General features: G+C 73.0%; 23 protein-coding genes. 17 read left to right on the top strand and 6 right to left on the bottom strand.

The annotated features are described in order from the left end of the window. Positions 1-35 precede the first annotated feature (35 nt). The 3 genes from ACN261_RS28430 (at position 36) to ACN261_RS28420 (ending at position 2,167) form a co-directional block, all read left to right on the top strand. A complete protein-coding gene (locus ACN261_RS28430) occupies positions 36-638 on the top strand; it encodes a disulfide bond formation protein DsbA (RefSeq protein ID WP_421486848.1) in 603 nt (200 codons plus the stop codon). Between the two features lie 76 nt (positions 639-714). Further along, a complete protein-coding gene (locus ACN261_RS28425; protein ID WP_421482726.1) occupies positions 715-1,569 on the top strand; it encodes an arylamine N-acetyltransferase family protein in 855 nt (284 codons plus the stop codon). A gap of 25 nt (positions 1,570-1,594) precedes the next feature. Beyond that, the gene (locus tag ACN261_RS28420) at positions 1,595-2,167 is read left to right on the top strand and encodes a DNA-3-methyladenine glycosylase I (protein ID WP_421482725.1); all 573 of its coding nucleotides are present in this window, start codon (positions 1,595-1,597) and stop codon (positions 2,165-2,167) included. Positions 2,168-2,225: 58 nt separating this feature from the next. Here the strand turns inward: ACN261_RS28420 and ACN261_RS28415 are convergent, their stop codons facing one another. Genes ACN261_RS28415 through ACN261_RS28395 form a run of 5 tightly spaced genes read right to left on the bottom strand, consistent with a single transcriptional unit; the run spans position 2,226 to position 6,746 of the window. After that, positions 2,226-2,927: an ABC transporter ATP-binding protein gene (locus ACN261_RS28415; RefSeq protein WP_421482724.1), complete on the bottom strand. Its 702-nt coding sequence runs from the start codon at positions 2,925-2,927 to the stop codon at positions 2,226-2,228. After that, complete coding sequence (locus ACN261_RS28410; RefSeq protein WP_421482723.1) at positions 2,908-3,666, bottom strand: ABC transporter ATP-binding protein; 759 nt, start codon at positions 3,664-3,666, stop codon at positions 2,908-2,910. Before ACN261_RS28410 ends, ACN261_RS28415 begins: the two co-directional genes overlap by 20 nt. Next, entirely contained in the window at positions 3,663-4,637 is a 975-nt protein-coding gene (locus ACN261_RS28405) for a branched-chain amino acid ABC transporter permease (RefSeq protein WP_421482722.1), read from the bottom strand. The genes ACN261_RS28410 and ACN261_RS28405 overlap by 4 nt, the downstream gene beginning before the upstream one ends. After that, positions 4,634-5,521, bottom strand: coding sequence for a branched-chain amino acid ABC transporter permease (locus tag ACN261_RS28400; RefSeq protein ID WP_088647215.1), 888 nt, complete (start codon positions 5,519-5,521; stop codon positions 4,634-4,636). The genes ACN261_RS28405 and ACN261_RS28400 overlap by 4 nt, the downstream gene beginning before the upstream one ends. A 25-nt stretch (positions 5,522-5,546) precedes the next feature. Continuing rightward, entirely contained in the window at positions 5,547-6,746 is a 1,200-nt protein-coding gene (locus ACN261_RS28395) for an ABC transporter substrate-binding protein (protein ID WP_421482720.1), read from the bottom strand. A 336-nt stretch (positions 6,747-7,082) separates the two neighbouring features. Between ACN261_RS28395 and ACN261_RS28390 the strand changes: the two genes are divergently transcribed. Then, a complete protein-coding gene (locus tag ACN261_RS28390) occupies positions 7,083-7,442 on the top strand; it encodes an MmcQ/YjbR family DNA-binding protein (RefSeq protein WP_204923256.1) in 360 nt (119 codons plus the stop codon). Positions 7,443-7,446: 4 nt separating this feature from the next. Continuing rightward, complete coding sequence (locus ACN261_RS28385; protein ID WP_421482719.1) at positions 7,447-7,881, top strand: hypothetical protein; 435 nt, start codon at positions 7,447-7,449, stop codon at positions 7,879-7,881. Between the two features lie 60 nt (positions 7,882-7,941). On the opposite strand, the gene ACN261_RS28380 is transcribed toward ACN261_RS28385, so the two are convergent. Beyond that, on the bottom strand, positions 7,942-9,228 hold the full coding sequence (locus tag ACN261_RS28380; RefSeq protein ID WP_425853089.1) for a cation:proton antiporter: 1,287 nt from the start codon (positions 9,226-9,228) through the stop codon (positions 7,942-7,944). A gap of 606 nt (positions 9,229-9,834) precedes the next feature. On the opposite strand from ACN261_RS28380, the gene ACN261_RS28375 reads away from it, so the two are divergent. The 12 genes from ACN261_RS28375 to ACN261_RS28320 all read left to right on the top strand — a co-directional run bounded on the left by ACN261_RS28375 (position 9,835) and on the right by ACN261_RS28320 (position 24,512). Beyond that, positions 9,835-10,461 carry an FMN-dependent NADH-azoreductase gene (locus tag ACN261_RS28375; RefSeq protein WP_425853087.1) on the top strand — a complete coding sequence of 209 codons (627 nt, stop codon included), beginning with the start codon at positions 9,835-9,837 and terminating at the stop codon, positions 10,459-10,461. A gap of 51 nt (positions 10,462-10,512) precedes the next feature. Next, the gene (locus ACN261_RS28370) at positions 10,513-11,358 is read left to right on the top strand and encodes an SDR family NAD(P)-dependent oxidoreductase (RefSeq protein ID WP_425853085.1); all 846 of its coding nucleotides are present in this window, start codon (positions 10,513-10,515) and stop codon (positions 11,356-11,358) included. A gap of 45 nt (positions 11,359-11,403) precedes the next feature. Then, positions 11,404-12,486, top strand: coding sequence for a hypothetical protein (locus ACN261_RS28365; RefSeq protein WP_421482715.1), 1,083 nt, complete (start codon positions 11,404-11,406; stop codon positions 12,484-12,486). Next, on the top strand, positions 12,487-13,860 hold the full coding sequence (locus tag ACN261_RS28360; protein ID WP_425853083.1) for a hypothetical protein: 1,374 nt from the start codon (positions 12,487-12,489) through the stop codon (positions 13,858-13,860). Beyond that, positions 13,847-14,689, top strand: a complete 843-nt coding sequence (locus ACN261_RS28355; RefSeq protein ID WP_421482713.1) for a hypothetical protein — start codon at positions 13,847-13,849, stop codon at positions 14,687-14,689. Before ACN261_RS28360 ends, ACN261_RS28355 begins: the two co-directional genes overlap by 14 nt. 107 nt (positions 14,690-14,796) lie before the next feature. Next, the gene (locus ACN261_RS28350; protein ID WP_421482712.1) at positions 14,797-16,335 is read left to right on the top strand and encodes a PLP-dependent aminotransferase family protein; all 1,539 of its coding nucleotides are present in this window, start codon (positions 14,797-14,799) and stop codon (positions 16,333-16,335) included. Positions 16,336-16,516: 181 nt separating this feature from the next. Further along, positions 16,517-17,731, top strand: a complete 1,215-nt coding sequence (locus ACN261_RS28345; protein ID WP_425853081.1) for a 3-deoxy-7-phosphoheptulonate synthase — start codon at positions 16,517-16,519, stop codon at positions 17,729-17,731. 45 nt (positions 17,732-17,776) lie between these two features. Beyond that, entirely contained in the window at positions 17,777-19,858 is a 2,082-nt protein-coding gene (gene pabB, locus ACN261_RS28340; protein ID WP_421482709.1) for an aminodeoxychorismate synthase component I, read from the top strand. Beyond that, positions 19,845-21,779, top strand: a complete 1,935-nt coding sequence (locus tag ACN261_RS28335; protein ID WP_425853078.1) for an FAD/NAD(P)-binding protein — start codon at positions 19,845-19,847, stop codon at positions 21,777-21,779. The genes pabB and ACN261_RS28335 overlap by 14 nt, the downstream gene beginning before the upstream one ends. Then, a complete protein-coding gene (gene pcaB / locus ACN261_RS28330; RefSeq protein WP_421482706.1) occupies positions 21,776-23,206 on the top strand; it encodes a 3-carboxy-cis,cis-muconate cycloisomerase in 1,431 nt (476 codons plus the stop codon). Before ACN261_RS28335 ends, pcaB begins: the two co-directional genes overlap by 4 nt. Then, positions 23,203-24,261: a nitronate monooxygenase gene (locus ACN261_RS28325; RefSeq protein ID WP_421482705.1), complete on the top strand. Its 1,059-nt coding sequence runs from the start codon at positions 23,203-23,205 to the stop codon at positions 24,259-24,261. Before pcaB ends, ACN261_RS28325 begins: the two co-directional genes overlap by 4 nt. Positions 24,262-24,287: 26 nt before the next feature. Further along, positions 24,288-24,512, top strand: coding sequence for a tautomerase family protein (locus ACN261_RS28320; RefSeq protein WP_421482704.1), 225 nt, complete (start codon positions 24,288-24,290; stop codon positions 24,510-24,512). Positions 24,513-24,544 lie beyond the last annotated feature (32 nt).

The following is a 24,544-nucleotide window of genomic DNA, read 5'->3' as shown; positions in this document are numbered from 1 at the left end:
CGACGGTGTCCGAAGTGAACCGAATCCTGGTGGACATGTTCGTCGACCCGGTGTGCCCGTGGGCGTGGCTGACGTCCCGGTGGCTGCTCGACGCCGAGCGGCAGCGCCCGATCGACGTGCGGTTCAAGATCATGAGCCTGTCCGCCCTCAATGAGGGACGTGCCGACATCGACGCGTTCTACCAGCGCAACATCGGACCGTGGCGGCGTCCGGTGCGGGTGCTGATGGCGACCGAGCAGCAGCACGGGCCGGACGCCGTCCGGTCGCTCTACGACGCCATGGGCACCCGCCGGCACGTCAAGGGCCAGTCCTACGGGCCGGCCCTGTACAAGGCGGCGCTCACCGAGTGCGGGCTGCCGGGCGAACTGGCCGACGCGGCGGACGACGCCGGGCTCGACGACGCGGTGCGCAAGAGCCACCAGGCGGGCATGCAGCCGGTCGGGCTGGACGTCGGTACCCCGACGATCCACGTACACGTGCCCGGCGGCGACCCGGTGGCGCTGTTCGGCCCGGTGGTCACCCCCGCCCCGAAGGGCGAGGACGCCGCCCGGCTCTGGGACGGCTTCCTGCTGGTCGCCCAGACACCCGGGTTCTACGAGCTCAAGCGCAGCCGCACGAGTGGCCCGCAGACCCGCTGACGACCGGCCGGGGCGGTGCCATCGATGGAGATGGCACCGCCCCGGCGTTTTCCGCACAGAAAGTGAACGTCCCGACATGCAGGAGCCGTCTGTGCCCAGGATCGGTGACGAGGTGGTCCGCCGCTACCTCGCCCGCCTGGACGAGCCCGGCCGGCCCAGGGTGAACCTGGCGACGCTGGTCCGGTTGCACGAGCGTCACGTCCGGCGGGTTCCGTACCACAATCTCGACATCCAGGTGGGGCTGCCCACCGACGTCGACCCGGCCGGCAACGCCGCGCGGCTGGCCGACGGCGACGCCGGCTACTGCTTCCACCTCAACGGCGCGTTCGCCGCCCTGCTGGCCGCGCTGGGGTTCGACGTGACCCTGCACCGGGGGCAGGTGAAGAAGGCGCCCGCCCTGCCCGACGGCGTGCAGTTCGCCAACCACCTGACCACGACCGTCCGGCTGGACGGCCGGCGCTGGTTCGTCGACGTCGGGCTCGGCGACGGGCTGCTGGGTCCGGTGCCGTTACGTCCCGGCGTGGTCCGGCATCCGCCGCTGACCTTCGCCTTCGCCGAGGCGGCGTGGGGGTGGCGGTTCACCCACGATCCCCGCGGGTCGTTCACGGTGATGGACTGGGAGGACCGGCCGGCGTGGCCGCAGGACTTCGTCGCCGCACACCAGCTGCTCTCGACCGCGCCGAGTTCCACCTTCGTCCGCCGGTTCATCGTCACCAACCGGGGGTCGGGCGAGGTGGTGTGGTCGCTGGTCGACCGGCTGCTGACCCGCATCGACGGCGACGGCGTGCACCGGCGGGAGCTGACCACCTTCGACCAGTGGCGTCGGGAGTTGGAGGAGACGTTCCTCCTACGGCTCGACGACCGGCACACCGCCGGGCTGCGGCTGCTGTGGCAGCGGTTGCCGCAGCGTCCCGGCATCCCCACCGGCTGACCACCGCCGCAGGACAGGAGACGACATGCAGATCAGCACCGGCCCCGACGGCGTGCCGCGCTGCGGTTGGTGCACCGGCACCCCCGTCTACGTCGCCTACCACGACGACGAGTGGGGGCGTCCCGTGCACGGTGACGCCCCGCTCTTCGAACACCTGGCCCTGGAGGCGTTCCAGGCGGGGTTGTCGTGGTCGACGATCCTGCACAAGCGGGACGCCTTCCGGTCGGCCTTCGCCGGCTTCGACCCGGAGACGGTCGCCGGCTACACCGACGCCGACGTGGACCGGCTGCTCGCCACCGACGGCATCGTGCGTAACCGGGCCAAGATCGAGGCGACCATCGACAACGCCCGGCTCGTCGTCGCGCTGGCCGGCGGCCTCGACGCCCTGCTGTGGTCGTACGCGCCGGACACCGTCCGGCCCCGACCCCGCTCCACGTCGGAGGTGCCGGCCCGCACGCCCGAGTCGACGGCGATGGCGCGGGAGCTGAAGCGGCGCGGGTTCCGGTTCATCGGCCCGGTCGGCGCGTACGCCCTGATGCAGTCGACCGGGATGGTCGACGACCACCTGGTGGGCTGCCACCTGGCCGTGGACGGCTGAAACCGCTGCGGGTGCGGCCCCACCGTCGACGACGGTGGGGCCGCACCCGGTCGCATCATCACGCCGCGACGCCCAGCAACCGCTGCATCGTCGGCAGGTCCCCGCGCAGCTCGGGGGTGGGGCACCGGTGGACGATCCGACCCCGGACCATCACCGCCGCCTCCTCGGTCACCCCGAGGGCCAGGTGCAGGTCGTGCTCCACGAGCAGCAGCGTCAACCCCTCCCGCACCACCGCCCGCAGCGCCTCGGCCACCTCGTCGACGACGATCGGCGCCAGCCCCTCGGACGGCTCGTCCATCAGGACCAGCCGCGGGTCGGTGGCCAGGGCCCGGCCGATGACGAGCATCTGCTGCTCCCCACCGGACAGTTGGCCGGCGAGATGCCGTCGTCGCTGCGCCAGGCGGGGGAACAGCTCGTAGACCCGCCCGGTCGGCCAGGTCCGGCCGCCGTGCCGGGTGGCCAGGGCCAGATGCTCGTGCACCGTCAGCGTCGGCCACACCCGCCGCCCCTGCGGCACCAGCGCCACCCCGGCGCGGGCGAGCCGGTCGGCCCGCCAGCCGGTGACGTCCCGCCCGTCCAGCAGCACCCGTCCGCCGGTGGGCCGCAGCAGCCCGGCGAGGGTGGACACGAGGGTGGTCTTGCCGACCCCGTTGCGGCCCAGCAGGGCCAGCGCCTGCCCGGCGGACAGGTCGAGATCCAGCCCGTGCAGCACCTGCCCCTGCCCGTAGCCGGCGGACAGCTCACGCACCACCAGATCCACCGTGCACCTCCTCCATCCGGCCGCCGAGGTACGCCTGCTGCACCTCGGGACTGCGCCGTACCTGCTCGGGCGTGCCGCTGCACAGCACGGTGCCGAGGTGCAGGACGCTGACCCGGGTGGCGACGTCGAAGACGACGTCCAGGTCGTGCTCGACGAACACGATCGTCACGGTGGGCGGCACGCCGCGCAGCAGCTCCACCAGCCCACCCCGTTCCTCGCCGGACATGCCGGCAGCCGGCTCGTCCAGCAGCAGCAGTTGCGGCCTCGCCGCGAGCGCCACCGCGATCTCCAGCCGCCGGCACTGGCTGTACGACAGTGCCGCCACCGGCACGTCGGCCCGGTCGTCGAGGCCGACCGAGGCGAGCGCGGCGGCCACCTCGGCGCGACGGTGCCGGTCGGTGTGCCGGGCCAGCACCCGGCCACCGGTCAGCGCCAGGCTCACGTTCTGCGCGGCGGTGAGCGACCCCAGCAGGGTCGAGTGCTGGAAGCTGCGCCCGATGCCCGCGCGGGCCCGGCGGTGGACCGGCTCCCGGGTGACGTCGCGGCCCCGGTAGTGGACGGTGCCCTCGGACGGGCGTTCCTGGCCGGCGATCAGCTTGAGCAGGGTGCTCTTGCCGGCGCCGTTGGGCCCGATGAGCGCGTGCCGCTCCCCGGCGGCCACCGTCAGCCGCACCCCCCGCAGGACGCTCAGCGCGCCGTACCGGTGGTGGACGTCGTGGCAGCGGAGTACGTCGATCATGACGCGGCCCTCCTCAGCCGGATGTGGGCGATCCCCGTGGGCAGCAGGTAGACGACGAGCACGAACAGCAGCCCCAGGGCCAGTGGGCCGTGCCCGTCGAGGGTCGCGCCCAGCGAGTCCCGCACGACGATGACCAGGGCCGCGCCGAGGCAGGGCCCCCACCAGGAGCCGGTGCCCCCGATCACCACGGCCAGCAGGGCGAGCGCCGAGGTCTCGAAGCCGGCGTCGGCCGGGGTGACCAGCCGCTGCTGGGCGGCGAGGAGCCCGCCGGCCAGCCCGGCGACGGCACCGGCGAAGACGAACGCCCCGAGCTTCACCAGCGTGGTCCGGTAGCCCAGCGCCCGCATCCGGTCCTCGCTGTCGCGGATGCCCCGCAACACCACCCCGGTGGCGGAGGTGGACGCCAGGCGCAGGGCGAGCAGCCCGACGAGGAAGAAGGCCAGCACGTACCAGTAGGTCGTCGCGGGCTGGTCGAGGACCAGCCCGGACAGCGTCGGCGCGGGTACGCCGTACAGGCCGTTCGAGCCGCCGGTGACCGATTCCCAGCTGTCGGCCGCCTGCTGGGTCAGCTCCCCGACCGCCAGGGTCAGCATGAGGAAGAAGACCCCGCTCGCCCGGACGGCGACCGCCCCGGCGACCAGCGCGACCAGGGCGGCGGCGGCCATCCCGAGCAGGAGCGCCGGCACGCCCGACGTGCCGTGCAGGGCGCTGAAGGCCGCCGCGTACGCGCCGACGCCGAAGAACGCGGCGTGCCCGAGCGACGGCAGCCCGACGACGCCGACCAGCAGGTTGAGGCTCGCCGCGAGCAACCCGAAGACGAGGATGCGGGTCAACGTCGTCGTCGCGTACGGGGCGAGGTAGAGCGGGGCGGCGGCCAGCAGCAGGATGCCGGCGGCCACGCCTGTCGCGGTGCGGACGGCGGGACGCAGCCGGGGGCGGGTGGCCGGGTGGGTCGTGGCCAGGGATGTCATCGTCGTCCTCCCGGGGCGAGGGTGAACAGGCCGCGCGGCCGGACGACGAGCACCGCCGCGAGCGTGCCGAAGAGCAGGAAGGAGGCCAGGCCGGGCAGCACCGCCCGGCCGACGGACTCGACCTGGCCGAACAGCAGCGCGGCGATCAGCGGCCCCCTGATGGAGCCGAGCCCGCCGACCACCACGACCACCAGGGCGAGCACCAGGATGGTGGTGTCCAGCCCGGGACGGGCGTGGTAGATGGGTGCGCCGAGCAGCCCGGCGAGGGTGGCCAGCACCGAACCCAGCACGAACACCCCACCGCGGACCAGGCGGGGGTCCACCCCGACGGCGGCGACCATGTCCCGGTCGCCGACGGTGGCGCGGAACAGCGCGCCGAGCGAGGTGCGCTCCACGGTCCAGTACACGGCGGCGGCGAGCAGGGCGGCGACCCCGACCAGGGCGAGCCGGTAGCTGGGGTAGCTCCAGCCGGCGACGGTCACGGTGCCGGCCAGGCCGGCCGGTGGTTCGGTGGCGCGGACGTCGTCGCCGAACAGCGCGGACAGCACGTCGGCGGCCACCAGGGCGATGCCGAGGGTGAGCAGCGCCTGTTCGAGGTGGGAGCGGCGGGACAGCGGCGCGGTCAGCAGGGACAGCAGGCCACCGGCGGCGGCCCCGAACACGACGACGGCGACGACCGCCCGGCCCAGCGACGGCCAGGTCTGCTGCTCACCGCCGATCCACCAGGCCAGGTAGGCGCCGGTGAGGAACAGCGCCCCGTGGGCGAGGTTCAGCACGTCCATCATGCCGAAGATCAGGGACAGGCCGGCGGCGGTGATGAACAGCAGCAGCCCGATGGCCAGCCCGTTCACCATCGCGGTCAGCGCGATCTGCGCGGTGGGCATCGTGATGCTCCGTCCGCTGGCCCGGTCAGGCCTGCGGGTCGAGCGGACCGAGGTCCTCGACCACGCCGTTGACCGGTGCGCCGGCCCGGGTCTGCACCCGGCGCAGGTAGAAGTTCTGCCGGGGCGACTGCTCCACGAACGACCACGGGCCGCGCGGGCTGTCGGTGATGACGCCGACCGAGCCGAGCGCCCCGGCGAGGCTGTCGCCGTCGACGGCCTTCGCCTGCGCGATGGCGCGGGAGAGCACCTCGGCGGCGTCCCACGCCTGCACGGCGTAGGCGGTGGGGGCGGCGTCGTAGGCGGCGCGGAACGCCTTGCCGAACGCGGTGTTGGCGGGGTTGTCCAGTTCGGAGGTGTAGTGCAGCGTGGACAGCACCCCGTCGGCCGCCGCGCCCTGCGCGGTGAGCACCCCGCCCTCGACGAGGAACCCGGAGGCGTACAGCGGGATGGTGCGGGAGAGCCCGAACTGGGCGTACTGCTTGACGAAGGCCACCGACTCGGCCCCGCCGAAGAAGCAGAAGGTGCCCTGGGCGCCGGAGGACTGGATGCGGCTGAGGAACGGCTGGTAGTCCTGGGTCTTGCCGAACGGCGGCTGGCTCTGCCCGACGATGGTGCCCCCACCGGCCCGGTACGCGTCGCTGAACCCCTTGATCGCCTCGGCGCCGGCGACGTAGTCGGGGGCGATGGCGTAGACCCGGCGTACGCCGCTCGCGGCCAGGTGGCGTCCCATCGCGGCGGCGACCTGGGCGTTGGTGAACGAGGTGCGCCAGATGTAGGGGCTGCGGTTGGCGGCGGTGATGGCCCCGGCGCCCGCGTTGGCGATGACCAGCAGCCGGCGGGCGCTGGTGACGAGGTCCCGGACGCCGAGCGCGGTGGCCGAGCTGACGATGCCGACCAGCACGTCGACCCGGTCGTTCTGGAGCAGCTTCTGCACCGCCGGCACGCCGGTCTGCGGGCCCTCGCCCTCGTCGGCGACGACGGTGGTGACCCGGCGGCCGCCCAGCCGGCCGTCGTGCTGGCGCAGCCAGAGGTCCCAGCCCCGTTGGATGTCCACGCCCAGCGGGGTGTAGACCCCGGCCTGGGGGATGACGAGGCCGACCTTGACGGTGTTGCTGTCGCCGCCGCTGGCGGCGGTGGCGCCGAGGCTGCTGCCGCAGCCGGTGAGGCCGGCGACGCCGAGGCCGGCGGTGAGACCGAGGAATGTCCTGCGGTTGATTCCGGTCATGGCTTGACTCCCGAACGTATCGAGCAGGATGGGTGGCCTGAAGGTATGGCCGGCCGTCGGGGGCGGCCAGTGCCACATCGCCGCCCGGTCCGGAACCACTCGCCCCGCCGGCCGGGCCCGTTCCCCGACGGCGGCGATTGGCCCCGTCGGGCGGCGTCAAGTGGCCGTTTCCCGTACCGCCGGGCCGTGGCACGCTGCTGGACGCCGTCCGGTCCTGTCCGACCCTTCCCGGGTGCCGGCCGGCGCGTCCGCCCGGACGGCACCCGGCGTCGACCGTCTAATGGGCGGTGCGCCCCGCCGCGGGCGTCGTGCCCGCTGACCCGGAGGGAACCGACAATGCTGACACCCGAGCAGGTACGGGAGTTCGCCCTCGCCATGCCGGAGGCGGTGGAACAGGAGACGTGGGGTCACCCCACGTTCCGGGTGCGCGACCGCATCTTCGCCAGCACCTCCGCCGACGGCGTGGTGGCGATCATCCGGGCCTCCAAGGAGGAGCAGGCCGAGCTGATGGCGGCCGACCCGGACACCTACGACCCGGCGGACTACTTCGGCCGGTACGGCTGGGTCCGCGCCCAGCTCGCCTCGGCCGACCCGGACGAGATCCGGGAGCTGGTGGTGGAGGGTTGGCGGCGGGCGGCGCCGAAGCGCCTGGTGGCGCAGTACGACGGCACGCCCGCGCGGACCCCGGGGCGGTGACCGGGTGGCCGCGATCATCCTGGGCTGGAACCCGCAGCGGTGGAACGGGTGGACGCCGAGCTACGAGGCGCTGACGCCGGGGGTGTCCCCGCAGCGCACCCTGGCCGGGTCGTGGACGGTGGGTCGGCGGGTGAACATCCCGGTCGGCGCGGACGCCTGGCTGTTGCTGCAGGGCCGCCAGCGGGGGCTGGTCGGGCACGCCGTGGTGACCCGCGCCCCCTATCCCGGCCCGCACGACCGGGACCCGTCGGCGACGACGAACTACGTGGACGTGGCGTGGGACGGGCTGCTGCCGGTGGCGGAGCGGATCGTGCCGGAGGTGTTGAAGACGGAGGCGTCCGGGGTCGCCTGGGACTACGTGTTCAGCTCGGGCACCGGGGTGCCGGCCGCCGCCGAGGCGCAGGTCCACCAGCTCTGGCAGCGGTACGCCCTGGACTGATCCGTGGGGCCGGCCCCGGGGGTACGCGGTGCGCGTACCCCCGGGGCCGGCCCACTGTCGTCACCGGCCGACCGGCACGGGTTCGGCGGCCAGCGCGGGCGTCTCGTCGCTCGACGCGGCGCGGGTGGCCAGCAGCGGTCCGGCCATCGCGGTGGTCACCAGGGCCATGATGACCATCATGGTGAACATCTGTCCGTCGAGGACGCCGAGGGAGACGCCGATGTTGAGCACGATCAGCTCGGTCAGTCCCCGGGTGTTCATGAGCACGCCCAGCCGGCGTGCCTGCGGCCAGGACAGGCCGAAGGCGCGGGCGGGCAGGGTCGCGCCGGCCATCTTGCCGACGCAGGCGACCAGGACGATGGCGGTGAGTTCGAGCAGGTTGGTCGGGCTCAGCGCGGCGATGTCGACGCTCAGCCCGGTGACGATGAAGAAGACCGGCAGCAGGACCAGGCCGATGTTCTCGAAGGGCACCCGGACGTGCTTGATCAGCGCCTCGGCGGGCTGGCGGGGCATGACGAACCCGAACGCGAACGCCCCGAAGATGGCGTGGATGCCGATCCAGGTGGTCGCGTAGGAGGACAGGAAGACGCCGGCGGCGGTGATGGCCGCGAGCTGGTAGGTGTTGGGGCCCACCCGGCGGATCAGGGCGGCCAGGCCGGGGCGGACGGCGAGGGCCATCACCGCGATGTACCCGGCGGACATGAGGACCACCTGGGCGAGGTCGGTGGCGTCGCGGGCGGTGGCGACCGCGGCGACCACCGCCAGGATGCACCAGGCCAGCACGTCGTCGATGGCGGCGCTGGCCAGTGCCAGCACGCCGACCCGGGTGTGGCTGAGTCGCCGGTCGCGCAGGATGCGGGCCAGGACGGGGAACGCGGTGATGGCCATGGCGGCGCCGAGGAAGAGCGCGAACGCCAGGAACGGCACGGGTTTGCCGGCGATCGTGGCGTGCCGGGGGTAGATGAGGTTGGCCAGGCCGACGCCGAGGGCGAAGGCGAGGGCGATGGAGCACACCGACACCGACAGGGTGAGGCTCTTGTGCCGGGAGACCACGCGCCTGTCGAACTCCCACCCGATGAGGAACATGAACAGCAGGAGGCCGACCTGCGAGATGGCCGACAGGTACGGCCGGGCGGCGGCGGGGAAGAGCAGGGCGGTCAGGTCGCCCGGGAGCAGGCCGAGCAGGCTGGGTCCCAGCGCGATGCCGGCGACGATCTCGCCGATCACCACGGGCTGCCCGAGCCGTCTGGCGATTCCGCCGAACAGGTGGGCTACCAGCAGGACGAGGGCGATGTCGGCCATCACGATTGCCACGGTGAGTTCGGCCGGGGTGGCTACGGACTTCATGAGATCTCCGGATCTGAGCGGGAGAGGGCTGGTCCGCCGGCCGGCGCCGTTAATGCGGGGCCTGCGCGGGCCACCGACCGTAGCAGCGGATTCTGCCGCCCGACATGTCCATGTCCGACGGATCGGGGGTGCCATTTGCCAGCCCGGTCGCGGTGTGCGGGGGGTTGGTGGGAAACGCGACCGGTGGGTGTTTCACCGCCGTTTACGGCCGGCTCTCCGCGCCGTCACCGGGTTGAATGCGGAAATCCGACTCGTAACTGGCGGGTCAGGTTGCCGACACCGGCCGGTTAACGCGAAATGATGCATTCCAGCGATCAATGCCGATGATGGACGTCTATAGCCGGGATTTTCCGAGGCCATTTGGTCACCTGCCGTGACGACATGCTCACGGCACGACGTCAACGCTGGGCAGTGGACTGCCCAGTGGCACTGTCTGCGGCCAGGAAATGGCTCTGGTTGCCCCGCAAGTGGTGGGTTAGCCTTCCTGACGTTCCGTCCCTCCGGCGACACAGAGAGTGCAACCATGACACCTTCGTCAGCTTTCGGCGGTCATTGCGGCCGGTCCGGGGCGGCCCTGTCCGGTGCGCAGCGGGGGCGGGTCGAGAGGTGACCAGACTGCTGCATGTCAAAGCCACTCCGACGGGCCCGCGAAGCCGATCGGCCGCCGTCGCCGAGGCGTTTGTCGACGCATTCCTCGAGTGCCACCCGCAGGCGACCCTCGATGTGCTGGACCTTTCCGCGACCACCCTGCCCCCGGTGGGGGCGGTGGCGGTGGCGGCCAAGAAAAACGCCATCTCGGGTGCCACCGGCTCCGCCGATGAGGCGATGTCGTGGCAACAGACCCAGGAACTCGTACGCCGGTTCACCGATGCTGACCACTATCTGTTTTCCGTGCCGATGTGGAACTTCGGAATCCCCTACCTGCTCAAGCACTTCATTGATATCGTCACCCAGCCGGGGCTGACGTTCCGCCTCGATCCGCGACACGGTTACCAGGGCCTGCTCACCGGCCGCCGGGCCTGTGTCGTCTACACCAGCGGCGTCTACACCCCCGGGTGCCCGCCGGAGTTCGGCGTCGACTTCCAGTCGGCGTACCTCAACTACTGGCTGCGCACCATCGGCGTCGACCCGGTGATCGAGGTCGCGCTGCGGCCCACCGACTTCACCCGTTTCCTGGCCGCGGACCTCGAACGCGCCCGCGAGGACGCGCGCAAGGCCGCCCACACCATCTGACCACACCGCCGGCCGGCGACCCGTCGGCCCGTGCCACAGGAGGGAAGAAGCATGTCCGTCTGGTTCGTCACCGGCGCCTCACGGGGCTTCGGCCTGGAGATCGTCCGGCAGTTGCTGGAGCGCGGCGAACAGGTCGTCGCCACGGCGCGCAACACCAGCAGCCTGGCCGAACTGTCCTACCCCGACCGGCTGCTCGTGGTCCCGCTCGACGTCACCGACCAGTCCCAGGCCGACCGGGCGGTGCTCGCCGCGGTGGAGAGCTTCGGCGGCATCGACGTGCTGGTCAACAACGCCGGCCGGGGCCTGCTCGGGGCCGTCGAGGAGGCCACCGACGCCGAGACCCGGGCGGTGTTCGACACCAACGTGTTCGGCCTGCTGAACGTCACCCGCAGCGTGCTGCCCGTGCTGCGGCGCCAGCGCCGGGGCCGGATCATCAACATCAGCTCGGTCCTCGGCTTCAGCGCCAAGATGGGCTGGGGCGTCTACGCGGCGACGAAGTTCGCGGTGGAGGGGCTCAGCGAGGCGCTGCGGGTGGAGCTGGAGCCGGTCGGCGTCCAGGTGTGCCTGGTGGAGCCCGGCCTGTTCCGGACCGACTTCCTCGATCCTTCCTCGCTGCACTTCGCCGGCCGCGAGTTCCCGGAGTACGCCGAGACCTCCGGGCGGGTCCGCGCCTGGTCGGTCGGGCAGAACCACGCGCAGGCCGGCGACCCCGCGCGGGCGGCGGCGGCCATCATCGACCTCGGCCGCAACCCGCAACCGCCGTTCCGGCTCCCGCTCGGCGTGGACTCCGTGCAGCGCGTCGGCGAGAAGCTGGCCGAGGTGGCGCAGGAGCTCGCGGCCACCCGCGAGATCGGGCTGTCGATGTCCTACCCGGAGCCCGCGGTCGCCGCCCACTGAGGCGGTCCGGCCCATCATCCACCAGACGATCGGCGAGGAGCGAGGATGAACACGTTGACCACGACGGCGGTGGCGTCGAGTCCCGTCGAGACCTTCGACGAGCGGCTCCGGCGGCTGCTGCGATGGCACTTCGACCCCCAGACCGGCTCGCCGTTCTGGCTGCGCCAGCGCGGGCTGCTCGACTTCGATCCGCTTCGCGACATCGACACCGCCGCCGACCTGGTGCGGTTCCCGGATCTCACCGACCAGCTGCGGCACGTCCCGGTCGGCGACCTGATCCCGCGCGGCCTGACCGGCACCGGTTTCCGGGTGTACGAGTCGGGCGGGACCAGTGGCGCGCCCAAGCGCATCGTCGACCGGGACTACCGGCGTCGGCTGCTCTCCTGGGCGATGCAGCGGCTGCGGGCGCACCACATCGCCGACCCCGCGCACTGGCTGCACCTCGGCCCGAGCGGGCCGCACGTCTTCGCCTACGACTGCGCCCGCTACGCCTCCCTGGGCAACGGCCTGTTCCACACCGTCGACTTCGACCCGCGCTGGGTCAAGAAGCTGGTGGCGGCAGGGGAGGCCGACACGGTCAAGCGGTACGTGCGGCACCTGCTGGACCAGGCGGCCGAGGTGCTGCGCTCGCAACCGGTCAAGGTGCTCAGCACGACGCCCCCGCTGATCGAGGCGATCTGCGCCGACCCGGAGCTGCACGCGGCCGTCGAGCGGAGCGTCGAGACGATCATCTGGGCCGGCACCTCGTTCAGCCCGGAGAGCCTGCGTCAGGTGGAGGAGGTGTTCTTCCCGGACACCACGATCGTGGGCATCTACGGCAACACCCTGATGGGTGTCGCCCCGCAGCGGCCCCGGCTTCCCGACGACCGGCACCTGTGCGTGTTCGAGCCGTACGCCGAGGCGGTCTGGATCGACGTGGTCGACGACGCCGGTGCGGTGGTCGACTACGGTCAGCGTGGCCGGGTCCGGCTGAGTCTGGTCAGCGACGAGATGTTCCTGCCCAACGTCATCGAGCGGGACACCGCCGTGCGGGTGGAGCCCGTCGGCGACGCCACGGTCGACGGGCTGGCCGAGGTCGGCACCGTGGCCGAGGTGGGCGACGTCCGGGTGATCGAGGGGGTGTACTGAGTGGCCGGCATCGTGGTCGAGCCGATCGTCTGCGGCCGGCCGGTGGCGAGCCTCGACCGGGCCCCGCTGGCCGACGTCCGGGGCGACCTGCTGGGCGAGGTGGGGATGGCGCCACGGCTGATGGCCGTCGGTGCGGTGACCCGGGCCCGGCGGTCCGCCGACGGCACGCCGGTCGGGCACGACCTGCTGCTGCGGGCCGCCGACCTGTTCGCCACCGCCGACCTCGACGGGGAGACCCCGCAGGAGTACGAGCGGCGGGTCGCGTTCGCCGCCGGCCTGCCCCGGGTGACCGTCCGCAACGCCGTGGCCGACATCGTGCGCAGCCTCACCCACCTGCCGGCCACCACCCGGGCCGAGCTGCCCGGCACCCGGCTCGGCGACGGCTACGACACGGCCTGGGTGCCGGCCGGTCGGCTCTTCACGGCCGTGATGGCCAGCAACCACCCGGCCCCCAACGACTCGTGGCTGCACGCGCTGGCGCTGGGCTACAGCGTGCTGGTGCGCCCCGGCACCCGGGAGCCGTTCACCGCCCGCCGGCTGACCCTCGCCCTGCTCGCCGCCGGCCTGGCGGAGCACCGGATCTCCTTCCTGCCGTGCGAGCGCGCGGTGGGGGAGTACCTCCTGGAGGCCGCCGACCGGGGCATCGTGTACGGCGGCAGCGACGCCGTACGGCGGTGGGCCGACAGCGCGACGGTCACCACCCGGGGGCCGGGACGCAGCCGGGTCCTGCTCGACGGACCGCTGACCGACGACGTCCTCGACCACCTCACCGTCAGCGCGGCGCACGACGGCGGGACCCGGTGCAACAACATCTCCCTCGTGTTGACCACCGGTGACCCCCGGCAGGTCGCCGCAGCGCTCGCCGCCCGCTTCGACGCGCTGGCCAGCCCCGAGGTGTCGGCCCCCGACGCCACCCTGCCCGTGGTCGACGCCGCCCGCGCCGAGGGTCTGCGTCGGCAGCTCGCCGGGCTGACCGGGGGTGGGGCGGTGGTGCACACGGCGGCCGGCGCGGACCCGCTGGTGCGACTGCCCGACGGGTCGCACCGGCCGCTGCCCACCGTGCTGTCCACGGACGACCTGCGGCATCCGGCCGTGGGGACGGAGCTGCCGTTCCCGTTCGTCGTGGTGGCGCCCTGGCGGCGGGCGGACGGCACCGCCGCCCTCGGCGACGCGCTGGTGCTCAACCTGCTGACCGACGACGCCGACCTGCGGGCCGCGGTGGTGGCCGATCCGAGCGTCCGTAAGGTCACCTGCGGGCTGACCCTGCCCTGGGACAGCGCGCCCGGAATTCCCCACGAGGGCAACCTGTCGCTGTTCCTGCTGAAGGCCAAGGGCGTCGTGACGACCGGAACGAGGGATCATGCGTTGGCTTGAGGAGTTGCTCTCCGACAGGTGGTGGGCCACCGGTCAGGCGGTGCGGTTCCAGCTGCCCAACCAGAGCGAGTCGTCGATCACCTATGGCGACCTGCTGCGTCAGGCGGCGACGTTGGCCGGCCGGATCGGCGAGCCCGGTGACGGCGCGCAGACCCGGCTGGCCATCCTGACCATGGGCAGCGCGGAGGGGCTGGTCGCCCTGATCGCCGGCCTGATCGTCGGCGCGGTGGTGATCTCGACGCCCATCCAGACGCCGAGCCCCTGGTCGGCCGACCTGCTGGGGGACCCGGACGTGGTGCTGACCGACGCGACGGGCGCGGCGGTGTTGCAGTGTCACGAACGGCTGACCGGGGAGCGTCCGCGCTACCGGGTGCTCGACGTCGACCTGACCGAGCCGGCCAAGGCCAGCGTCCGGCCGGACATCTGCGCCGACCAGGACGACGTCTGCAAGATCGCCTATCTGGACCCGGGGCGCTCGCCGCTGGTGGTGGGGTTGACCGGGTTCGCTCTCGACTCCGCCGTCCGCCAGCCGGAACGCCGGCCGGTGTTCGCGGCGGGTGGGCTCGGCAGCCTCACCGGCCAACTGGCCACCTACCGGACGCTGGCTGCGGGGGGCGTGGTCGACCTGACCACCTCCCGCCCGGCGGGACGGTCCATTCTGGACTCCGCGATGCCGGTGACCCTGCCGCGCCGGCCGGATGACCGGGCGGCCGACTCCAGCACCACCTTTCCGTACATCGTGGACAACGCGGCCCAGTTGGACAAACTTGTGTCAGGAATCGTCCTACCGGCCGGGTCCGTCACGCTTCCGTCGGTAGCTAAGTTGTAGGCATGGTCATTTCCGTTTCTTGAGCCGCCTCGGTCGGGAGATGGATCGTCAGCGCGGCCGGGCCCACAGGTAATCCCGGCCGCGCCCGATCGGGCAAGGACAAATGCATGCCACGTGAGTCTCCCGCGCTGCCGGGAAGCGGTTTCCTCATCGACCGTCATTCAACGGCGCCGCTCTACCAACAGTTGTACGAACAGTTACGGTGGAGCATCGAGGCGGGTCAACTCACCCCGGGCACCCGACTGCCGGCCACCCGCACCCTGGCCAAGGAGTTGGGGGTTTCCCGCAACACCGTGCTGGTGGCCTACGACCGGCTGCTCGCCGAGGGCTACCTCGACGGCCGGGTGGGGTCCGGCACCCGGGTGGCCACCCGGCAGAGCGTGCGGGAGATGGAGTCCCAACTGCCCCGCCCGGCGACCAAGGCCCCCCTGCGAATCACCCGGGCCGCCCGCCGGATGGCTGAGGCGTCGGCCTACTTCACCCCGGCGCACGACCAGCTGCGCTACCCGGACCGGCCGTTCACCCTCGGCATGCCCGCCCTGGACCTCTTCCCGTCGAAGGTCTGGGGCCAGATCATGTTCAGCAAGTCGCACCAGCTCACCAGCGCCCTCTACACGCACCGCGACCCGGCCGGCTACTGGCCGCTGCGCAAGGGCATCGCGGCCATGCTGGGGCTGATGCGGGGCGTCCGGTGCACCCCGGAACAGGTGATCATCCAGCCGAGCGCCCAGATCGCCGTGCACGTGATGGCCCTGACCCTGCTGGAACCGGGGGAGAAGGTGCTCGTCGAGGACCCGGGCCTGCAGGCCATCCGGGGCGCCCTGCACTCCGCCGGCGCGGACACCTGCCCCGTCCCGGTCGACGCCGAGGGCATGTGCGTAGCGGTGGGCAAGGCCCGTCACCCGGACGCGCGGATGGCGGTGGTGACGCCCAACAACCAGTTCCCCCTGTCGGTGCGGATGTCCGCCGCCCGTCGGGCCGAGGTGCTCGCCTGGGCCCGCGACAACGACGCCTGGATCATCGAGGACGACTACGACGGCGAGTTCTGGGCGGAGAACCCCGGCCCGCCGCTGCACCAGGGTGACGAGGACGGGCGCGTCATCTATGTCGGGACCTTCAGCAAGGTGCTCTTCCCCGGGTTGTGCCTGGCCTATCTGGTGGTCCCCCCGGATCTGGTCGACATCGTCACCGAGGTGCAGCGGGCGACGGTCAACTCACTCAACATCCTCACCCAGGCGGCGCTCGCGGAGTTCATCGAGGCGAATCACCTCGCCCGGCACGTACGCCGAATGCGCGACGTCTACCGGGAACGCGGCGACATTCTCGTCGGCGCGTTGCGTGGCCGGCTGGGCGGGTTCGTCACGATCGACACCGCCCCACGGGGCACCCATCTGGTCGCCAGCCTGCCAGACACCGCCGACGAACAACGCCTGGCCCGGCTCGGTCGGGAGGCACGGTTGCGGGTCTATCCACTCTCGTCGTTCGGCGACGAACTCGAGGGGATCGGGCGGGGCCTGGTCCTCGGTTACGCGGCCACCCCACCGGAGAAGATCCTCTCCGGCGTGACCCGCCTGACGACGGTTGTGGAGCAGTTCACCGGTCGTTCGCATTCGAACGGCCGGGCTGCATTGAGGAAGAGCGTATAAGTCGTTCCCGCCGGGCCAAAGGTCCATGTAGCCAAATAGTCAGGTGCCAATCCCAGTGGTACTAGCGAGATGGCGTACATGGCCCTGTGCCGATCGTCTCTTGCGCCTATACGGTCCGTACCGGATCGCGGCGCCTTCTTCGGTGACCGGGCCGCCCCGAAGAATACAGGGGGAGAGACTTATGCCATCGCCACAGCTTCTCGTACGGCGCCCCGAGGCGCCCACCACCGACAGCTGGAGCCCCGCCGGTTGGCGGACGCTGCCCATCGCGCAGCAGCCGACCTGGCCGGACCGGGACGAGCTCGACGCTGTCGCCGACTACCTGTCCGGCCTGCCCGCGCTGACCGAGGTCGCGGAGATCAGGCGGCTGAGGGAGGACATCGCCCGCGCCAGCGCGGGTGAGGCGTTCGTGCTTCAGGCCGGCGACTGCGCCGAGCCGCTCGGCATGGCCGCCACCACCTCGGCACGGGCCAAACACCGGGCCATCACGGCCCTCGGCGAGCGCCTGGCCCGCGAGCTGCGCCGCCCGACCATCGGCGTGGGGCGGCTCGCCGGCCAGTTCGCCAAGCCCCGCTCGGAGCCCTTCGAAGCGGTCGACGGCCACCTGCTGCCGGTGTTCCGCGGGCTGATGGTCAACGAGCCGGAAGCCACCGCCGCCGCCCGCCAGGCCGACCCGTACCGGCTGCTGTCCTGCTACTACACCGCCCGGCAGGTGGTGGCGGAGCTGTCGGCGGCCGGCGGCGGTGTACGGACCAGCCACGAGGTGCTGATCCTCGAGTACGAGCAGGCGCTGACCCGCCTCGACGAGGCCAGCGGCGAGTGGTTCCTACGCTCGACGCACCTGCCCTGGGTGGGTGAGCGCACCCGCGCGGTGGACGGCGCCCACCTGAACTTCCTGGCGGGGCTGGGCAACCCGGTCGCGGTCAAGGTCGGCCCCAGCGCGACGGTCGACGAGGTGCTGCGGATCTGCGCCCTGCTCGACCCGCACCGCCGGCCCGGCCGGCTCACCCTGATCAGCCGGATGGGCCACCGCAAGATCGCCGACCACCTGCCGTCGCTGGTCCGGGCGGTGGCCGACGCCGGGCACCCGGTCGCCTGGATGTGCGACGCCATGCACGGCAACACCGTCCGCGGTGCCGGTGGGGTGAAGACCCGCCACCTGGACACCATCGTGGACGAGTTGACCACCTTCGTCGAGGTGCTGCGCAGCCAGGGCCGGGAGCCGGCGGGTCTGCACCTGGAGATCGCCGCGGACGACGTCACCGAGTGCGTCGGCGCGGGCGTGGTCGACGAGAGCCAACTCGGTCGCGCCTACCGGTCGCTGTGCGACCCGCGGCTGAACCACGAGCAGGCCGACGCGGTCGTCGACGCGCTCGTCACCGCGATGCACCGCTGAACACCAGTCCCCACACACCTCGTGACCCGAGCGGAGGAGGCATCAGTGCGTACCCTGCTGGTCGACAACTACGACTCCTACACCTACAACCTGTTCCAGCTCATCGCCGTGGTCAACGGCGTCGAGCCCACCGTCGTCCGCCACGACGACCCGGCCGTGGCCACCCTGGATCTGCGCCGGTTCGACAACGTGGTCATCTCGCCCGGACCCGGCCGACCCGACCGGGAGAAGGACTTCGGCTTCTCCGCACAGGTCATCGCGGAGTCCCCGGTGCCGGTGCTCGGCGTCTGCCTGGGCCACCAGGGCATCGCCTCGGGGCACGGCGCGGCCGTGCACTCCGCGCCCGTGCCCCGCCACGGGCACCTGGCGTCGATCACGCACGACGGTGACGGCCTGTTCGCCGGCATCCCGCAGCACTTCACCGCCGTGCGGTACCACTCGCTGTGCGTGTCGGACCTGCCCCCGGAACTGGTCGCCACCGCCTGGGCCGAGGACGGGGTGATCATGGGGCTGCGGCACGTCGACCGGCCGATGTGGGGGCTCCAGTTCCACCCCGAGTCGATCTGCACCGAGTACGGGCAGACCCTGCTCGGCAACTTCCGCGACCTGACCCGGGCCCACCAGGCCCGGGAGAGCATCCAGGTGGCCGCCCCGCCGCCCATCGCCGCGCCGACGCACCAACTGCACGTGCGCACCCTCGGCTGGGAGACCGACGCCGAGCAGGCGTTCACCAGGCTGTTCCGGGACTCGACCCACGCCTTCTGGCTGGACAGCGCCCGGGTCGAGGAGGGACTGTCCCGCTTCTCCTACCTCGGCGACGCCTCCGGGCCGCTGTCCGAGGTGGTCCGCTACGACGTCGGCACCGGCGCGGTCGAGGTCGCCACGGCGGCCGGCGCCCCGACCCGGGTGCCCGGCACCATCCTGTCCTACCTCCAGCAGCGGCTGGCCGGCATCCACCTCGACTCGTCGGCCCTGCCCACCGACCTGACCTGCGGCTACGTGGGCTACTTCGGCTACGAGCTGAAGGGCGACCTGGGCGCTGCCGGGCCACACCGCGCCGACACCCCGGACGCGTACTGGATCTTCGCCGACCGGTTCGTCGCGGTCGACCACCGGGACCGGCAGACCTACCTGGTGGCGCTCTCCGACGGCAGCGAGGGCAGCGACGACGCGGCGCGGGACTGGGTCGAGGCCGTCGCCGAGCAGCTCACCGCCATCCCCGAGGCGGGACCGGTCACCCCGCTCACCCCGCCGCCGGTCGACACCAGCTCGCTGGTCGCGTCGCTGGAGCGGGACCGGGAGCAGTACCTGGCCGACATCGCCGCCTGCAAGCAGGAACTGTTCGCCGGGGAGAGCTACGAGATCTGCCTGACCAACGGGCTGCGCCTGCCGCGCCCCCGCGACGGGTTCGCCTTCTACCGGGCCATGCGCCGGTACAACCCGGCGCCCTACTCGGCCTACCTGCGGCTGGGCGACATCGAGGTGGCCTGCTCCTCCCCGGAGCGCTTCCTGCGGCTGACCGCCGACCGGGTGGTCGAGACCAAGCCGATCAAGGGCACCGCGCCCCGGCACCCCGACCCGACGGTCGACGCGGCACTGCGCGACGAGCTGACCACCAGCGACAAGACCCGCGCCGAGAACCTGATGATCGTCGACCTGCTCCGCAACGACCTCGGCCGGGTGTGCGAGGTCGGCAGCGTCACCGTGCCCAAGCTGATGCAGACCGAGTCGTACGCGAGCGTGCACCAGCTCGTCTCGACCATCCGGGGCCGGCTGCGGGCCGAGGCCACCGCCGTCGACTGCGTCGAGGCGTGCTTCCCCGGCGGCTCGATGACCGGAGCGCCCAAGTTGCGGACGCTGGAGATCATCGACGGGCTGGAGACCACCGCCCGGGGCATCTACTCCGGTTCGCTGGGCTTCCTGAGCTGCAACGGCACCGCCGACCTCAACATCGTCATCCGTACCGCGGTGCTGTCCGGCGACGGCATGCGGGTCGGCGCGGGCGGGGCCATCATCCTCGACTCCGATCCGGAGGGGGAGTTCGACGAGATGCTGCTGAAGGCCGCCGCCCCGCTGCGCGCGCTGCTCAGCGGCGGCTACCGGGAGGACGTCGATGTCTACCAGTGATCCGCTGTCGGTGTGCATCGTCGGCATGGGGCCGCGTGGGCTCTGCGTGCTGGAGCGCCTGGTCAGCAACGCCGCCGCCGACCCCGACCGGCCGGTACGCGTCGACGTCGTCGACCCGTACCCGCCGGGGGCGGGCCGGGTGTGGCGGGCCGACCAGTCCGACCGGCTGCTGATGAACACCGTGGCCTCCCAGGTGACCGTGTTCCCCGACTCGACCGTGGAGCTGGCCGGCCTGCTCCGCGAGGGCCCCAGCCTCTACGAGTGGGCCCGGTTCCAGGTGCTGATGGGCGACCTCGGCCAGTTCCCGGCCGACGTCGCCGAGGAACTGCGCGCGGTGGGACCCGACACCTACTCCACCCGCCGGCTGTTCGGCCACTACCTGGCCTGGGTCTACCGGCGGGTGGTCGGTACCGCGCCGGACAACGTCACCGTCCGCGCCCACGCCACGGTCGCCGTCGCGCTGTGGGACGAGTCCGACGGCAAGCAGTGCGTGCAGTTGCAGACCGGCGACCGGCTCCCCGGCCTGGACGCGGTGGTGCTGGCCCAGGGCCACTACCCGGTCACCCCGACCCCGCAGGAGCAGACGCTCGCCGAGTTCGCCGTCGAGCGGGGGTTGACGTACATCCTGCCGGCCAACCCGGCCGACGTGGACCTGTCGATGGTGCGGCCCGGCGAGCCCACCCTGCTGCGCGGGCTCGGGCTCTGCTTCTTCGACTACCTGGCGCTGCTCACCGAGGGACGCGCCGGCCGCTACGTCCGCGCCGACGACGGCCGGCTGACCTACCTGCCGTCCGGGTTGGAACCGCAACTGCTGGCCGGCTCCCGCCGCGGCATCCCGTACCGGGCGCGGGGCCGCAACGAGAAGGGCGCACACGGGCGGCACGAGCCGCGGGTGCTCACCGTCGCGCTGGTCGAGCGGCTGCGCGCGGCCCGGGACACCACCGCGATGGACTTCATGACCGACCTGTGGCCGCTGATCGCCAAGGAGGTGGAGACGGCCTTCTACGTGGCGGTGCTGCGCCGGGCCGGCTGCCGCGGCAAGGCCCGCCGGTTCGAGGCCGAGTACCTCCAGGTGCCCCGGGGTGACGCGCGGGAGGAGGAGATCCGCCAGCGCTTCGGGATCACCGAGCGGTGGGACTGGGACACGGTGCTGGACCCGGCCCGCGACGAGACCTTCACCGGCTCGGCGGCGTTGCAGGAGTGGATGCTGCGCTACCTCGACGAGGACGCCCGCACGGCGGAGGAGGGCAACGTCAGTGGCCCGCTCAAGGCGGCCATGGACGTCCTGCGTGACCTGCGCAACGAGGTCCGCCTCGCCGTCGACCACGGCGGTCTGCGGGGCGCCTCGCACCGCGAGCACCTGGACCGCTGGTACACCCCGATGAACGCCTTCCTCAGCATCGGCCCCCCGGCCCACCGGGTCGAGCAGTTGGCCGCGCTCATCCGCGCCGGTGTGCTGCGCATCGTCGGGGCCGAGATGCGGGTGACGCCGTGCCCCGAGCAGGCCGGGTTCCTCGTCGAGTCGCCCCGCACGCCGGAGAGCCCGGACGTGGTGACCGCCATGATCGAGGCGCGGCTGCCGGAGGTGGACCTGCGGCGTACCGCCGATCCGTTGCTCGGTTGGATGCTCGCGCACCGGTCCTGCGCGCCGCACGTGGTGCCCGACCGGGAGGCCGGGCCGCACGTCACCGGCGGGCTGGCGGTGACCGGCCGGCCGTTCCACCCGGTGTCGGCGGCCGGCGAGCGACACACCCGTCGCTTCGTGTTCGGGGTGCCCACGGAGGGTGCACACTGGGCCACCGCGGCGGGCGCGCGGCCGGGCGTCAACTCGGTGATGCTCGGCGACGCGGACGCGATCAGCCTGTCGGTGCTCGCCCTCACCGCGCAGGCGGCCACCACGACGGGAGCGGTGACGACATGACCGAAGGCTTCGACCACGGGCTGCTGAGCCCCAGCAGCGCCGACCGGGGCATCGAGAACGCCGTCCGGGACCGGGCGGTCCTGCAGGCGATGCTCGACGCGGAGGCCGCCCTGGTGCGGGCCCAGGCCCGGCTGGGGGTGGTGCCCGGGGAACACGCGGACACCATCACCGCCGTCGCCGACGCCCGCCGGATCGACCTCGACGCGGTGGCGCGCCGAGCGACCGAGACGGCGAACCCGGTGGTCGCGGTGGTCGCCGCGCTCACCGAGCTGGTCACGGCGCTGGACCCGGCCGCCGCGGAGTACGTGCACCGCGGCTCCACCAGCCAGGACATCCTGGACACCGCGCTGATCCTGGTGGCGGAGCGGGCGTTGCGGGTGATCGACGCGGACCTGGCCGCGACCGCCGACGCGCTGGCCACCCTCGCCGACCGGCACCGGGGCACGCCACTTGCCGGTCGGACCCTGACCCAGCACGCCGTGCCGACCACGTTCGGCCTGAAGGCGGCGACCTGGCTCTCCGGCGTCCTCGACGCCCGGCAGGCGATCCACGCCCTGCTCGCCGACGGGCTGCCGGTGCAGCTCGGCGGGGCCGCCGGCACCCTCGGGGCGTACCTGGAGTTCGCCCGGCTGGCCGGGGACACCGACGACGGCTACGCCGAGAAACTGATCCACGCCTTCGCCGAGGAACTGTCCCTGGCCGAGCCGCACGCGCCCTGGCACACCGTGCGGACGCCCCTGCACGCCGTCGCGGGCGTGCTGGGCCTCATCACCGGCGTGCTCGGGGCGATGGCGGCGGACGTGCAGGTCATGGCGCGTACCGAGATCGGGGAGCTGGCCGAGCCGACCGGCCCGGGACGCGGGGTGTCCTCGGCGATGCCGCACAAACGCAACCCGGTGCTGGCGACCCGGATCCGGGCGGCGGCCACCCAGCTGCCGATGCTCGCCGCGACCGTCGCGCACTGCCTCGTCGCCGAGGACGAACGCCCCGGCGGGGCCTGGCACGCCGAGTGGCAGCCGTTCCGGGAGGCGTTGCGGCTGGCCGGTGGGGCCGCCGACGCGGCGGCCGAGCTGGCCGCGGGGCTGACGGTGTTCCCCGACCGGATGCGCGCCAACCTCGACCTCGCCGGGGAGTTCATGGCCTCGGAACGGTTGGCCGTGCGGCTCGCCCCGCTGCTCGGCAAGGCGGTGGCGAAGGAACTGCTGACCACCCTGACCGGCCGGGCGGTGCAGACCGGGCAGCCGCTGCGCGACCTGGTGGCGGCCGACCCCCGGGTCACCGCCGTCCTCGATCCGGCCGAGGTCGCCACCCTGCTCGACCCGGCCGGCTACGTCGGCGCCGCCGACCTGCTGGTGGACCGGGTCCTGCACCGCCACCGGACGGTCGGCGCGCGGTCGGCCCTCACGACCGAGGGCCGGCGGCCGTGAGCGGGCCGGGCCCCCTGGCGCGTCCGGTCCTCGGTGCGCCGATGGCGGGGGGAGTCAGCACACCCGCCCTCGTCGCGGCCGTCGGCGACGCCGGGGGGCTCGGTTTCCTGGCCGCCGGCTATCTGCGCCCGGCGGACCTGGCGGCCGACATCGACCAGGTCCGCCGCAGCACCACCGCACCGTTCGGGGTCAACGTCTTCGTGCCGGAGTCCCGGCCGGTGGACCGGGCCGCCGTCGCCCGGTTCCGGCAGGCGTTGCTGCCCGAGGCGACCCACCGGGGGGTGACCCTGCCCGAACCGCCCGAGCGGGACACCGACCACTTCGCCGACAAGATCGAGGTGGTGCTGGCCGCGCGGGTGCCGGTGGTCAGCTTCACCTTCGGCTGCCCGTCCCGGGCGGTCGTCGACCGGCTGCACGCCGCCGGATCACAGGTCGTCGTCACGGTCACCGACGTCGCGGAGGCGCGGGTGGCCGTCGCGGCCGGGGCCGACGCGCTCTGCGTGCAGAGCGCCGACGCCGGCGGGCACCGGGCGAGCTTCACCCCCGAACGCCGTCCCGACCCGCAGCCGGGCACGGCCGAACTGGTCGGCACGGTCCGGCGGGCCGTCGCGGTGCCGCTGATCGCCGCCGGGGGGATCACCGACCCGGCTCAGGTCGACGCGGTGGTCGCGGCCGGCGCGTCGGCGGTGCAGGTCGGCACCGCGCTGCTGCTGACCCCGCAGGCCGGCACCCATCCGGCGCACCGGGCCGCGCTGACCGAGCCCGGCCGGCCCGGCACCGTCGTCACCCGGGCCTTCTCGGGCCGGCCGGCGCGGGGGCTGCGCAACCGGTTCGTCGACTCCTTCGACGCGCTGGCCCCCGCCGCCTACCCGCAGGTCCACCACCTGACCAAACCGTTGCGCGTGGCGGCGGCGGCACGCGGCGACGCCGAGCACATGGCGCTCTGGGCCGGCACGGGCTACCGGTCCGCCCGGCCGGAGCCCGCCGGTCGGGTGGTCACCCGCCTCGCCGCCGCCGTGGCCGCCGCGACCCCACCGCACCCCGCACCCCGTTGACCAGCCGTACCCCCGAGGAGGATCCGATGCCGCACATCAACATCAAGTTTTTCCCGGTCGACCTGCACCGGGACACCGAGCAGCAGCTCGTCGACGAGCTGACCGAGGCGGTCACCAGCGCCTTCGGGTGCAGCCCGAACGTGGTGTCCATCGCCCTGGAACCGGTGGAGGAGCAGCGCTGGCAGGCGCAGGTCTACCAGCCGGAGATCGTCGAACGGCAGCACCTGCTGCGCAAGGTGCCCAACTACTGACGTCCCGGCCCCTGTAGGAGGTGGAGACCGCC

Origin of the sequence: Micromonospora sp. WMMD723 (assembly GCF_049863385.1) — a bacterium.
GTDB classification, from domain to species: Bacteria; Actinomycetota; Actinomycetes; order Mycobacteriales; family Micromonosporaceae; genus Micromonospora; species Micromonospora wenchangensis.
Note: the sequence above shows the minus strand (reverse complement) of the source record. Positions and strands in the feature narration are given on the sequence as shown.

What these genes read in the sequence shown, in the direction of transcription:
- ACN261_RS28430 (WP_421486848.1), top strand. Translation starts at nt 36, where the DNA reads ATGTTCGTCGACCCGGTGTGCCCGTGGGCGTGGCTGACGTCCCGGTGG.
- ACN261_RS28425 (WP_421482726.1), top strand. Translation starts at nt 715, where the DNA reads ATGCAGGAGCCGTCTGTGCCCAGGATCGGTGACGAGGTGGTCCGCCGC.
- ACN261_RS28420 (WP_421482725.1), top strand. Translation starts at nt 1,595, where the DNA reads ATGCAGATCAGCACCGGCCCCGACGGCGTGCCGCGCTGCGGTTGGTGC.
- ACN261_RS28410 (WP_421482723.1), bottom strand. Translation starts at nt 3,666, where the DNA reads ATGATCGACGTACTCCGCTGCCACGACGTCCACCACCGGTACGGCGCG.
- ACN261_RS28405 (WP_421482722.1), bottom strand. Translation starts at nt 4,637, where the DNA reads ATGACATCCCTGGCCACGACCCACCCGGCCACCCGCCCCCGGCTGCGT.
- ACN261_RS28400 (WP_088647215.1), bottom strand. Translation starts at nt 5,521, where the DNA reads ATGCCCACCGCGCAGATCGCGCTGACCGCGATGGTGAACGGGCTGGCC.
- ACN261_RS28395 (WP_421482720.1), bottom strand. Translation starts at nt 6,746, where the DNA reads ATGACCGGAATCAACCGCAGGACATTCCTCGGTCTCACCGCCGGCCTC.
- ACN261_RS28390 (WP_204923256.1), top strand. Translation starts at nt 7,083, where the DNA reads ATGCTGACACCCGAGCAGGTACGGGAGTTCGCCCTCGCCATGCCGGAG.
- ACN261_RS28380 (WP_425853089.1), bottom strand. Translation starts at nt 9,228, where the DNA reads ATGAAGTCCGTAGCCACCCCGGCCGAACTCACCGTGGCAATCGTGATG.
- ACN261_RS28370 (WP_425853085.1), top strand. Translation starts at nt 10,513, where the DNA reads ATGTCCGTCTGGTTCGTCACCGGCGCCTCACGGGGCTTCGGCCTGGAG.
- ACN261_RS28365 (WP_421482715.1), top strand. Translation starts at nt 11,404, where the DNA reads ATGAACACGTTGACCACGACGGCGGTGGCGTCGAGTCCCGTCGAGACC.
- ACN261_RS28355 (WP_421482713.1), top strand. Translation starts at nt 13,847, where the DNA reads ATGCGTTGGCTTGAGGAGTTGCTCTCCGACAGGTGGTGGGCCACCGGT.
- ACN261_RS28350 (WP_421482712.1), top strand. Translation starts at nt 14,797, where the DNA reads ATGCCACGTGAGTCTCCCGCGCTGCCGGGAAGCGGTTTCCTCATCGAC.
- ACN261_RS28345 (WP_425853081.1), top strand. Translation starts at nt 16,517, where the DNA reads ATGCCATCGCCACAGCTTCTCGTACGGCGCCCCGAGGCGCCCACCACC.
- ACN261_RS28335 (WP_425853078.1), top strand. Translation starts at nt 19,845, where the DNA reads ATGTCTACCAGTGATCCGCTGTCGGTGTGCATCGTCGGCATGGGGCCG.
- pcaB (WP_421482706.1), top strand. Translation starts at nt 21,776, where the DNA reads ATGACCGAAGGCTTCGACCACGGGCTGCTGAGCCCCAGCAGCGCCGAC.
- ACN261_RS28320 (WP_421482704.1), top strand. Translation starts at nt 24,288, where the DNA reads ATGCCGCACATCAACATCAAGTTTTTCCCGGTCGACCTGCACCGGGAC.